Source organism: Thiomonas sp. (assembly GCF_034007205.1).
GTDB lineage: Bacteria > Pseudomonadota > Gammaproteobacteria > Burkholderiales > Burkholderiaceae_C > Thiomonas.
The window spans coordinates 162,261-174,472 of sequence record NZ_JAVERI010000007.1 but is presented as its reverse complement, the minus strand read 5'-3'; the positions used below and the strand labels follow the sequence as shown (position 1 = coordinate 174,472).

Below are 12,212 nucleotides of genomic sequence, written 5' to 3'. Positions count from 1 at the left end.
CGGTACAACCGCCATTGGCGTCTCGAAAAATTGGGCTTCATGTCACCCCTCGAAGCCCGACAGACCTATGCTTTGCGAAAGGCGGCCTGAGTTGCAAAACCGTGTCCAGACAACCCGAGCCGGTACAGACAGGCTTGCTCTGGTGCAGTGTTTCACGCGATCTGGAACCTAAAAAAGCGCCTTTGCACGTTTGCTGTTTGTGGTCTCGACCTGAGCACCCCCAGATTGCGGCGCTCGCGTCAGGCCTTTGGAGCAGGCTGAGGCGGTCGCCTGTCGAGGTCAGACTGCTTGCGCGCCGCGAGGTGGGCGAGATGACTCGGTGCGGCCCGGCGATTTTTCATGAGGGAGCAGCACCTGCGAGGCACGCTGCAGAACGAGTTCGGCAAAGGCTTGCGCCGAAGGACTGAGGCGTTTTCCTTCGCGTTGAACCAGATACCACTGCCGTTTGAGGGGAAAGCCTTCGACATCGAGAACGCACAACTGGCCGCAGGCCAGCTCCGCCTGCACCGTGTGCAGCGACACCAGGCCCACGCCCAGCCCCACCTCGGCGGCTTGCTTGATGGCCTCGTTCTTGTTCATCTCCATCGCCGGTCTGAACGGCAGATGCTGGTCGAGAATGAAATTTTCCAGGGCTCTTCGAGTGCCGGATGCGGGCTCACGCACGACCAGGGGCTCTTCTAGCAGGCGGGCCAGGGGGATGCGCCGCTTGCGCGCCAGAGGGTGATTGGCTGCAGCGATGATGACCAGCGGGTTCTCCATGAAAGGCGTGGCGCTGAGGTGGTAGCCCTCGGGCGGGGTGCCCATCAGCGCGAGATCGCTGATGTTCTCGGTCAGATGCTTGAGCAGGGTTTCGCGGTTGATGACGTTGAGGCAGACTCGCACCTCGGGGTTCTGGTTGCGGAACACTGCCATCAACCGTGCGGCGAGCACGCTGGCCGTGCTCACGGCAGAAACCGTGAGCACGCCGCCTTTGAGCCCCTTGAGGCTGGCGAGCGACTGTTCGAGATTGGCCAGTTCGCGGAAGACGGATTGGGCGCTGCGCAAGGTTTCGTTGCCCGCCTCGGTGAGGCGGATTTTCTTGCCGAAATGCTCGAACAGCGGCACATCGAGCAGATGCTCCAATTGCTTCATCTGCATCGAAACGGCCGGTTGCGTGAGGTGCAGCGCCTCGCTCGCACGGGAAAAACTGCCGCAATCGGCGACGGCCTGGAGGATTTCGAGCTGCCTCAATGTGATTTTTATCATCACCAAACAATATGAACGGCTTAAAAAACTCTTAGTTTATCTTATTGAAAATCTCCCCTATAGTGGCTGTTGGTTTGAACTGCATCGGGCCGCAATGGCCCACCCACTGTACTCGGAGGAACGACATGGCTCACGATCAATCCAGCCGCTACGCCAATCTGGATCTGAAGGAAGAAGATCTGATTGCGGGCGGCAAGCACATTCTTGTGGCCTACAAGATGAAACCCAAGGCGGGCTACGACTATCTGGCCACGGCAGCGCACTTCGCGGCCGAATCGTCCACCGGCACCAATGTGGAAGTGAGCACGACCGACGACTTCACCAAGGGCGTCGACGCGCTGGTCTACTACATCGACGAAGCCAGCGAGGACATGCGCATCGCCTATCCGATCGAGCTGTTCGATCGTAACGTGATCGACGGCCGCTTCATGATCGTGTCCTTCCTCACGCTGGTGATCGGCAACAACCAGGGCATGGGCGACGTCGAGTACGGCAAGATGATCGATTTCTACATGCCCGAGCGCGCGATCCAGATGTTCGACGGCCCATCCAAGGATATCTCCGACCTGTGGCGCATCCTCGGTCGTCCGATCAAGGACGGCGGCTACATCGCCGGCACCATCATCAAGCCCAAGCTGGGTCTGCGCCCGGAACCGTTCGCCCAGGCGGCCTATCAGTTCTGGCTGGGCGGCGACTTCATCAAGAACGACGAGCCGCAGGGCAACCAGGTGTTCGCCCCGGTGAAAAAGACCATTCCTCTGGTCTATGACGCCATGAAGCGCGCGCAGGACGAAACCGGTCAGGCCAAGCTGTTCTCCATGAACATCACCGCCGACGACTATCACGAAATGTGCGCCCGCGCCGACTTCGCGCTGGAAACCTTCGGCCCCGATGCCGACAAACTGGCCTTCCTGGTCGACGGTTTCGTCGGCGGTCCCGGCATGGTCACCACCGCCCGCCGCCAGTATCCCAACCAGTACCTGCACTACCACCGCGCCGGCCACGGCATGATCACCTCGCCGAGTTCCAGGCGCGGCTACACCGCCTTCGTGCTGGCCAAGATGAGCCGTCTGCAGGGGGCCTCGGGCATCCACGTGGGCACCATGGGCTACGGCAAGATGGAAGGCGAGGGCGACGACCGCAACATCGCCTACATGATCGAACGCGACGAATGCCAGGGGCCGGTCTACTTCCAGAAGTGGTACGGCATGAAGCCCACCACTCCCATCATCTCCGGCGGCATGAACGCGCTGCGTCTGCCCGGTTTTTTCGAGAACCTGGGCCACGGCAACGTGATCAACACCGCGGGCGGCGGCTCCTACGGCCATATCGACTCGCCGGCCGCCGGCGCCAAGTCGCTGCGCCAGGCCTATGAGTGCTGGAAGGCGGGAGCCGACCCGATCGAATGGGCCAAGGAGCACAGAGAGTTCGCACGCGCGTTCGAATCCTTCCCAGGCGATGCCGACAAGCTATTCCCAGGCTGGCGCGAGAAGCTGGGCGTGCACAAGTAAGCTGTCTTGGCGTCGTTTGGCGTCGATCCTGACGCCGTTTTCGACGTCGTTTTGCGTTTTTTCCTTGCGTTTTGCGCCCCCGGTCTCACGGGGGCGTGTTGTTTTGGAGGTGCGATGCATGAGCAGTGACGCGCAGCAGTATCGGGTTCATGCGGAGCCCTACTACCAGCCGCAGGGCCGCGAAGTAGCCTTGTTCGAGGCGGCTTACCGCAACCGTCTGCCGGTCATGGTCAAGGGGCCGACCGGTTGTGGCAAATCGCGCTTTGTCGAATACATGGCATGGAAGCTGGGCAAGCCGCTCATCACCGTGGCCTGCAACGAAGACATGACCGCGAGCGATCTGGTCGGGCGCTATCTGCTCGAAGGCGGCGGCACGCGCTGGCTCGACGGCCCGCTGACCACGGCCGCGCGCATCGGCGCCATCTGCTATCTCGACGAAATCGTCGAGGCGCGTCAGGACACCACCGTGGTCATCCACCCGCTGACCGATCACCGCCGCGTGTTGCCGCTGGACAAGAAGGGCGAGCTGATTGCCGCGCACCCGGATTTTCAGTTGGTGATTTCGTACAACCCCGGCTACCAGTCGCTGATGAAGGACTTGAAGCAGTCCACCAAGCAGCGTTTCACCGCCTTCGATTTCGACTACCCCGAAGCCGAGCTCGAAACCACCATTCTGTGCAAGGAAAGCGGCCTCGACGCCGAGATGGCCAGCAAGTTGGTGAAAATCGGCCACACCGCGCGCAACCTCAAGGGTCACGGCCTCGACGAGGGCATCTCCACCCGCCTGATGGTGTATGCCGCCCAGCTCATCCACGATGGCGTCGATGCAGCCGACGCCTGCCGCATGGCGCTGGTGCGCCCCATCACCGACGATGCCGACATTCGCCAGACGCTCGATCATGCCATCGACGTGACCTTCGCGTAATCACGCCAAGCAAGGCCCAGCCGTCGTGAGTGATGCCGTCATGGACGAATCGACGCGCACCTATTGGGCGCGGCTCGACACGCGCTTTCCGCTCGTGGAGGCGATGTTCCCCGCCTGCCTGGCCGATGCCCACAGCGTGCTCACGCCCAAGGGCCTGGACGCCTTTCTCGAAGCGGGCCGACTCATCGGCAAACTGGGGCGGGGCGCCGAGCCCTTGCTGGCCTTTCTCGAAGCCTGGCCGGCTGCGGCGCGCGTCGTCGGCGAGGGCATGCTGGCGCCCGTGATGGCTGTGGTGCAAGGCCTGCAGAAGTCGCCCAACGGCCGGGCCATCACGCCCTTTTTGCAGACCCTGGCCCCGGTGGCGCAGCGCCTGCAAGCGGGCGAGCAACTCCAGCACTATCTCGATCTCACGCTGGACTTGATGGCGCGGACCACGCGTTCCATCCACGGCTTTCACACCACCTATCCCAGCCCGGGGCTGCCCGACTTTTTTGCGCAGGCGCCGACCCTGCTGGCCCAGCTCGACATCGGTGGCTTGCGGCGCTGGGTCGATTACGGCGTGCGCAACTATGCCACCCATCCCGAGCGGCAAAAAGACTACTTCAGCCTGCAGTCGGCCGACTCGCGCGCCGTGCTGCAGCGCGAACGTCACGGCACGCTGCTGGTGGATGTGGAGCGCAGGCTCGACCTGTATCTGCGCGGCCTGTGGCGCGATGGCGATCTGCTCATTCCGTACTCCACTGCCTTCGATCAACTGCGCAAGCCCGTGCCCTATTACGACCCGCTGGGCATGCGTCTGCCCGATGTGCAGGACGATGCGCAAGGCGTGTCCGGCCTCGACCGTTATCGCGCGATGCTCGCCCATATGGTGGGGCATAGACGCTGGTCCACCCCGCAGATCGCCGACAACTGGAGCCCGTTTCAGCGCATGGCCGTCGAGTTTTTCGAGGACTGCCGGGTTGAGACCCTGCTGATCCGCGAATACCCCGGACTGCGGCGGCTGTTTCTCGCGCTACATCCCCGGCCCGCGGAAGACGCCTGCGACCCCGAGACCACCTCCTGCCTGCGCCACCGCCTGGCGATGTTGTCGCGGGCGCTGCTCGACCCCCAGCACGGCTACCGCGATGCCGATCTGAACGACTTTGTTGCGCGCTTTCACGACCTGATGACGCCGGGCGCATCGTCCACTCGCGACATGGCCGCGCTGGCGCTGGCCTTCGTCGCCAAAACCCGCAGGCCGAGCGACCAGTTTGCGAACGTGCACTTCGACGACACGGTCATCGACTACCGCGACGACAACCGGCATCTGTGGCGCTTCATCGAAGAGGCAGACGAGGAACAAAGCTTCGACGAGACCCGCCGCCACGATACGCAGGAGGAGGTGCAGCGCCTGCCGCCGCGGCACTATCCCGAGTGGGACTATCACAGCCAGACCTACCGGCCCGACTGGGTGAGCGTGTACGAGGCGCTGCATCCGTCGGGCCGCGCAGCAGACATCGACCGTCTGCTGCAAAAGCACGCCCCACTGGCCAAACGGCTGCAACGGCTGCTTGAAGCGCTCAAGCCGCAGGACAAGGTGCGCATCCGCTATCAGGAGGAGGGCAGCGAACTCGATCTCGACGTGGCGCTTCGCTCGCTGATCGATTTCAAGGCGGGCTCCACCCCCGATCCGCGCATCAATATGAGCCACCGCACCAACGGGCGCGACATCGCCGTGACCCTGCTGCTCGACCTCTCGGCCTCGCTCAACGACAAGGCGGGAAGCTCGGACCAGACCATCCTCGAACTCTCGCAGGAAGCCGTCTCGCTGCTGGCCTGGGCGATCGATCGCCTGGGCGATCCGCTGGCGATTGCCGGTTTCCAGTCCAACACCCGGCACGAAGTGCGCTATGTGCACCTCAAGGGCTTTGGCGAGCAGTGGGGCGACGAGGTCAAGGCGCGCCTCGCCGCAATGCAGGCGAACTATTCCACCCGCATGGGCGCGGCGCTGCGACATGCCGCCCACTCGCTGCGCGCGCGCAAGAACGATAAAAAGCTGCTGCTCATCCTCACCGACGGCGAACCCGCCGACGTCGATGTGAATGACGAACGCCTGCTCATCGAGGACGCCCGCCAGGCGGTGAGGGAGCTCGAACGCGACGGCATTTTCACTTACTGCATCAGCCTCGATCCGCGCGCCGATGCCTATGTGTCGGATATTTTTGGCCGCCGCTACACCGTGATCGACCACATCGAGCGCCTGCCGGAGAAACTGCCGGAAGTGTTTCTGGCGTTGACGAAGTCGCGTTGAGCCGGGCGCCGCAAGGCCTCGCTTCTGCGCGGAAAAGAGGCGCTGTGGACAATAGGGCCTCATTTCACCCGGCCCATCCTTTCCATTCCACAAACCTCTTTCATGCAATCCTTGCGACAGCTTTGGCGTGACTGGCGCAGCGGCGAACTGCGACTCTTGTTTTTCTCGCTGGTACTGGCGGTGGCGGCGCTGTCGGCGGTGGGCTTCGTCGCGCAGCGGCTGCAGGGCGCTCTGGTGCGCGATGCCGCGCAATTGATCGGCGGCGATGTCGTGATCGTCAGCGATCATCCCTTGCCGCCGCCGTATTTGCAGCACGCCCAAGCGCTGGGTCTGCGGTCTATGCAGACGGCGGTGTTTTCCAGCATGGCGCTCGATGTCACGGGCGACCATACCCGGCTGGTGTCGCTCAAGGCGGTGGGCGCGCATTACCCGCTTATCGGGCTGGTGGTGCTGCGCGACGGTCTGCAGGCCCCCGAGGTGTCGCGCAGCGGGCCGCCCGAGCCCGGTACGGTCTGGGTGAACGCCGGGGTGCTGGGCGCGCTGCGGCTGCAGGTGGGTGATTCTCTTCAACTGGGTAATGCGAAGTTTCGCATTGCCGCGATTCTGGTGCGCGAGCCCGACACGGGCGCGGGCTTCATCAACCTTGCGCCGCGGGTGATGATGAATCGCGCCGATCTGCCGGCCACCGGGCTGATCCAGCCCGCCAGCCGGGTGACCTATCGCCTCGCGGTCGCAGGGCCATCGCCGACGGTGGCCGCCTATGGCGAGTGGGCGCAGGAGCAGATACGCCAGACGACCGCGCGCGGCATGCGGGTGGAAACCGTCGCCGACAGCGGCCCGGCGCAAGAGCAGACGCTCAAGCGCGCGTCGGATTTTCTGCATCTGGTGGCACTGATCACCGCATTGATGGCCGCAGTGGCGGTGGCTCAATCCGCACGCGACTTTGCACGTCGACGCCTGCAACCCTGCGCGGTGTTCAAGGCCTTGGGATTGCGTCAGGGCGTTTTGCTGCGTCGCTACGCTGCGGAGTTTTTCTGGCTGGGCGGGTTTGCGGCGCTGCTGGGCGTGTTGCTCGGCCTGGCGGTGCAGGCGGCGATGATCGGACTGCTGCACGGCTTGATCCAGGTTCAGGTGCGCGAACTGCCCGCCCCCAGTTGGGCGCCCGCGCTGTTCGCCGCAGCGACGGGCCTGGTGCTGCTGCTGGCGTTTGGCCTGCCCTCGATTCTGCAACTGGCGCGCGTGCCGCCGCTGGCCCTGCTGCGCCGCAGTCTGGGGCGGCTGCAGTCGGCGCCGTTCATCACGGTGTTTTCGGGTGTTGCCGCATTCGGCCTGTTACTGTGGCTGCAGGCCGGCGATCTGCGCCTGGGGCTGATCGCCGCAGGCGGTTTCATCGGTCTGACGCTGGTATTCGCCCTGCTGGCCTGGCTGATGCTGCAGGGGCTCAAACGCTGGCTACGCAGCCGGGCGGCGTCTTGCGCGGCCGCCGGCGGCTTGATGCAAATGGCGGCGCGACAGTTGGCAACCCGGCCATGGAGCGCGGTGATCCAGATCACCGCGCTGAGCCTGGGCCTGCTCGCGCTGGTGCTGCTGGTGCTCATGCGCACCAGTCTGATCGATGCCTGGCGCGCCTCCATCCCGCCCAACGCGCCCGACCGTTTCGTCATCAACATCCAACCCGCGCAAAGTCGGGACTTTCTGGCCGCGCTGCGCCGCGACGGGGTGGACCACGAAGACTGGTACCCCATGCTGCGCGGCCGTCTGGTGGCCATCAACGGCAGGCCGGTTTTCGGCCGCGACTACGACGACACCCGCGCCCGCGAGCTGATCGACCGCGAATTCAATCTCTCGGCCAGCGCCACGCTGCCCAAGGCCAATACCCTGGTGGCGGGCGACTGGAACGACACCGGCGGGCCAGACGCCCAAGGCCTGTCGGTAGAGCAGGGCATCGCCAAGACGCTGGGCTTCAAACTTGGCGATACCCTGACCTTCGATATCGCCGGCCAGCGCGTGAGCGCACCGATCACCAGCGTGCGGCATGTGGACTGGAGTTCGATGCACGCCAACTTCTTCGTGCTGCTGCCGCGGGCCATGCTGAAAAATCAGCCCGTGACCTATCTCGCCGCCTATCGCGCCCCCGGCGATGCGCAGCGCATGGACGATGCGCTGGTGCGGCAGTTTCCCAACCTCACCGTCATCGATGTCGGCAGTCTGCTGGCGCATTTGCGCAAGCTGATCGAGCAGGTCATCACCGCCGTGCAGTTTCTGTTCCTGTTCGCGCTGGCGGCCGGGCTGACCGTGCTCTCTGCCTCGCTGGCTCTGTCCAGGCAGGACCGATCGCGCGAGATGGCAGTGTGGCGCGCCCTGGGCGCCTCTTCGCGGTTGCTCCGTCGCATGGCCCTGGTGGAAATGATGTGGGTCGGCGCGCTCGCCGGGCTGCTCGGCGCGGCCGGGGCGGCGGGGGTGAGCGCGGCGCTGGCGCACTGGGTGTTCCTGTTCCCCTGGCAGCCGCCCTGGTGGCTCTGGCCAGCGGCCATGCTGGTGGCATCCGCGCTGGCGATGGCCGCCGGGTGGTGGAGTCTGCGCGAGGTGCTGCGCAGGACGCCGGGGCAGAGTTTGCGCGCGTTGTCTTGAAGAAAGTCTGCTGATTGGCCGCAGATTGACCTGAGGCAAGTTTTGTCGGGGCGCTTCTTCCATAATGCGCTCCATTTTGTTTCGCTTTCCTTCCGAAGTCGCTCCTCTCCATGTCAGAAACCATCGCCATCACCCCTGCTGCGCCCGCGCACCAACCGGTTTCCAGCACGCCTTATCACCGCCTCGGCGGTGCGCAGGGTGTGCGCAGGCTGGTGGATCATTTCTACGACTTGATGGAACTGGAGCCGCAATACACCGAGCTGCGAGCCATGCATCCCACGCATTCCGAAGAAACGCGGGAAAAGCTCTACCTGTTTCTGAGCGGCTGGCTGGGCGGTCCCGATCTGTATTCCCCGCAATATGGGCACCCGCGCCTGCGCATGCGCCACTTTCCCTACGCCATCGGCACCAAGGAGCGCGACGACTGGATGGCCTGCATGACGCAGACCTTGAACGAAATCGAGATGGAAGACGATTTGCGCCGCCAGTTGCACGAAGCCTTCGCCGGCACGGCCGACTGGATGCGCAACAAGGCCGAGCCGGGCAATATGCCGGCAGGCAATGTGGTGCATGGCTGAACGTACGGCCGGATTGTTTTGCCCGGCAGATTCCGCCGCTCAATCTCCGGGCTTGCCCGAAACGCTGCGCTCCATGCGCCGCGCCGAACGCAGCAGCACCACCAGGGCACCGGCGCCGCCATCGCTGGGCCGGGCCTGCACATAGGCCATCACTTCATCGCGCTGCATCAGCCAGCTTCGCACCTTGTGCTTGAGCACGGGCTCGCGCTGTGGCGAACTCAGCCCCTTGCCGTGGATCACCCGCACGCAGCGCCATTCGCGCTGCAGCGCGGTGCGCAAAAACTGCCCCAGCGCCTCGCGCGCCTCGTCGCGGCGCAGGCCGTGCAGGTCGATTTCATGCTGGATCGTCCAGTGACCTCGGCGCAGCTTGCGCAGCGTGTCTGCTCCCACGCCCTCGCGCCGCCACGATAGCGCGGCGTCGGTTTCCAGCAAGTGATCGAGGTCGAGCTCGTCCGACATCGCCTCCACCAGCACGGCCCGCTCGTCGCGCAGTGACTGGCGCGGAATGGGTTGGGGCGGCACGGGCTGCAATCCCGGCGGGGGAGGGTGCATCGATGCCCCCAAGCACATGGCGCCCGCAGCGGCCGCGCGAAACAAGGCGCGATCCGCCGCCGTAGGCACAGGTTCGGCGCGAACGGCCGCAATGGGCGGCGGGGTTGGTTCCGGTTTCACGCGCGCAGTCTGAGGCTGGCGCAGGCGCCTGCGCAAATCCCGCAGCGCGTCCTGGCTGCTCGCCTTGGGCGCAGGGATGGCAGGCTTCACAACAGCCCCCGTTCGGCAAACGAGACCACACTCTGCCGGGTGACCACCAGATGATCGAGCACGCGCACATCCACCAGGGCCAGCGCCGACTTCAGGGTTTGGGTGATGGCGCGATCAGCCGCAGACGGTTCGGCCAGGCCGCTGGGATGGTTGTGCGCCAGAATCAGCGCACCGGCATTGCGGCGCAGCGCGGCCTTCACCACCTCGCGCGGGTAGACGCTGGTGCTCGCCAGCGTGCCACGCGAAAGCTCCTCCGAGGCGATGAGCTGGTGCTGATTGTCGAGAAACAGCACCGCAAAAATTTCCACCGGCTGCGGGCCGAGCCAGAGTCGCAGGTAATCGCGCACCGCGGCGGGTGAATCGAGCAGGGGTTGCTGCATCATCTGCTCGTTCAGGCTGCGACGGGCGAGCTCCAGCACGGCGGCAATCTCGGCATATTTGGCGGCGCCCAGTCCTTTGATTCTGCGCAGTTGCTCCGGCGGGGCGTTGAGCAGGCCATGCAGTCCGCCGAACCGGTCGAGCAGGGCGGCGGCCAGATCGAGGGCGCTTTGCCCGCGCACCCCGGTGCGCAGCACGATGGCGACGAGTTCGGCATCGGCCAGCGCCTGCGGTCCGCGCGCCAGCAGTTTTTCGCGCGGACGCGCGTCAGCGGGAAGATCGGCGATGCGTGTGGCCATGCGGGTTCCCCCTAAAATGCGGTTTATGTCGTCTTTACGGCTCGCTCATGAGCGCTCCCAGGGAAGCCTGACGCGAATGCGGCAGGTCTGGGGGCGCTCTTCAGCGGCTATTTTGCCTGCCCGCTCTCCATCATGTCCTTCGTTCAGCCAGATTCCTACCTGACCTTGCATTACCGCCTCAGCGATCCGGCCGGCGTCGATGCCGTCAACACCTTCGGCACCACCCCCGCCACGCTCACGCTGGGACAGGGGCAACTCAGCCCGGCGCTGGAGGCCTTGCTCATCGGCCTCGAAGAAGACGCGCATGCGCGCTTCGATCTGCCGGCGGGCGCTGCATTCGGGGCGCGCGTTCCGGGTTTGTTGCGCTGGGTTTCGCGCGCAGAGGTCGAGCGCGCGTGCGAGCATCCCGGATCCGAGGCGCAGGTCGGTGACGTGCTGCGCCTGCATCTGCCCACGGGTGTGGAAGGCCAAACCGGTCTGCTCACGGCGCTGGTGCGCGAGATCGACGCCGCGGGCGACACCCTGCTGCTCGATTTCAACCATCCTCTGGCCGATTGCCCCACGACTTTCGAGGTCAAGATTCTCGCCGTGCTATGAAGCCAGACGCCTCCCCACCATCGCAGGAAACTGAAACCTCCGCGCCCGCGCCGCAGGTGTTGCTGGCCAACCCGCGCGGTTTTTGCGCTGGTGTGAGTCGGGCCATCGACATCGTCGAGCGCGCGCTGCAACGCTTTGGCGCGCCCATCTATGTGCGTCACGAAATCGTGCACAACACCTATGTGGTCAACGACCTGAAGGCCAAGGGCGCGGTTTTCGTCGAAGAACTCGACGAAGTGCCCAAGGGTGGCACGGTGGTGTTTTCTGCGCACGGGGTCTCGCAAGCGGTTCGCGCGCAGGCGCAGGCGCTGGGTTTGCAGGTGTTCGACGCCACCTGTCCGCTGGTCACCAAGGTGCATGTGGAGGTGGCCAAGATGCGGCGCAACGGCCTGGAAATCGTGATGATCGGCCATGCGGGGCATCCCGAAGTCGAAGGCACCATGGGGCAGGCCGAGGGCATCCATCTGGTGCAGACCGCAGGAGATGTCGCCAGGCTGACCCTTGCGCCCGACGCGCCGCTGGCCTTTGTTACCCAGACCACGCTGTCGGTCGATGATGCCGCCGAAATCGTCGCCGCGCTGCGCGCCCGGTTTCCGCAGGTGCAAGAGCCCAAACGGCAAGACATCTGCTACGCCACCCAGAACCGCCAGGACGCGGTGAAGATGCTCGCTCCACAGGTCGATGTCGTCATCGTGGTAGGCAGTCCGACCAGTTCGAATTCCAACCGCCTGCGCGAAGTGGCCCAGCGCATGGGCAAGCCCGCATACATGGTCGACCGGGTCGAAGACCTGCGCCCGGAATGGCTGCAGGGTGCGCGCAGAATCGGTCTGACGGCGGGCGCTTCCGCTCCGGAGGAACTGGTCGGACAGGTCGTCGCCCGTCTCAAGGCGCTGGGCGCGGTCGCCGTGCGGCAACTCGAAGGCGTGACCGAGGCGGTGCAGTTTCCGCTGCCGCGCGAGCTGGCCGTCAAGGGCGACTCCAGGCGCGCATGACCCG

At 64.9% G+C, this 12,212-nt stretch carries 10 protein-coding genes; 7 read left to right on the top strand and 3 right to left on the bottom strand.

The window, feature by feature from the left end; all coding sequences use genetic code 11:
• Positions 1-279: 279 nt before the first annotated feature.
• On the bottom strand, positions 280-1,230 hold the full coding sequence (locus RBR52_RS07925; protein ID WP_320376659.1) for a LysR family transcriptional regulator: 951 nt from the start codon (positions 1,228-1,230) through the stop codon (positions 280-282).
• A gap of 140 nt (positions 1,231-1,370) precedes the next feature.
• On the opposite strand from RBR52_RS07925, the gene RBR52_RS07920 reads away from it, so the two are divergent.
• The 5 genes from RBR52_RS07920 (at position 1,371) to RBR52_RS07900 (ending at position 9,180) form a co-directional block, all read left to right on the top strand.
• On the top strand, positions 1,371-2,756 hold the full coding sequence (locus RBR52_RS07920) for a ribulose-bisphosphate carboxylase (protein WP_320376658.1): 1,386 nt from the start codon (positions 1,371-1,373) through the stop codon (positions 2,754-2,756).
• Positions 2,757-2,874: 118 nt separating this feature from the next.
• A complete protein-coding gene (locus RBR52_RS07915; RefSeq protein ID WP_320376657.1) occupies positions 2,875-3,681 on the top strand; it encodes a CbbQ/NirQ/NorQ/GpvN family protein in 807 nt (268 codons plus the stop codon).
• 25 nt (positions 3,682-3,706) lie between these two features.
• Complete coding sequence (locus RBR52_RS07910) at positions 3,707-5,971, top strand: nitric oxide reductase activation protein NorD (RefSeq protein WP_320376656.1); 2,265 nt, start codon at positions 3,707-3,709, stop codon at positions 5,969-5,971.
• Positions 5,972-6,073: 102 nt separating this feature from the next.
• Positions 6,074-8,602, top strand: a complete 2,529-nt coding sequence (locus RBR52_RS07905) for an ABC transporter permease (protein ID WP_320376655.1) — start codon at positions 6,074-6,076, stop codon at positions 8,600-8,602.
• Between the two features lie 110 nt (positions 8,603-8,712).
• Positions 8,713-9,180 carry a group II truncated hemoglobin gene (locus RBR52_RS07900; RefSeq protein WP_320376654.1) on the top strand — a complete coding sequence of 156 codons (468 nt, stop codon included), beginning with the start codon at positions 8,713-8,715 and terminating at the stop codon, positions 9,178-9,180.
• A gap of 39 nt (positions 9,181-9,219) precedes the next feature.
• On the opposite strand, the gene RBR52_RS07895 is transcribed toward RBR52_RS07900, so the two are convergent.
• Together RBR52_RS07895 and radC are read right to left on the bottom strand one after the other, a co-directional pair.
• On the bottom strand, positions 9,220-9,942 hold the full coding sequence (locus tag RBR52_RS07895) for a Smr/MutS family protein (RefSeq protein WP_320376653.1): 723 nt from the start codon (positions 9,940-9,942) through the stop codon (positions 9,220-9,222).
• Positions 9,939-10,619 (bottom strand): RadC family protein, encoded by a 681-nt coding sequence (gene radC / locus RBR52_RS07890; RefSeq protein ID WP_320376652.1) that lies wholly within the window; start codon positions 10,617-10,619, stop codon positions 9,939-9,941. The genes RBR52_RS07895 and radC overlap by 4 nt, the downstream gene beginning before the upstream one ends.
• A gap of 132 nt (positions 10,620-10,751) precedes the next feature.
• Here radC and RBR52_RS07885 point away from each other — a divergent pair, with 132 nt between their 5' ends.
• Entirely contained in the window at positions 10,752-11,216 is a 465-nt protein-coding gene (locus RBR52_RS07885; protein ID WP_320376651.1) for a transposase, read from the top strand.
• A complete protein-coding gene (gene ispH / locus RBR52_RS07880) occupies positions 11,213-12,208 on the top strand; it encodes a 4-hydroxy-3-methylbut-2-enyl diphosphate reductase (protein WP_320376650.1) in 996 nt (331 codons plus the stop codon). Before RBR52_RS07885 ends, ispH begins: the two co-directional genes overlap by 4 nt.
• Positions 12,209-12,212: the final 4 nt, after the last annotated feature.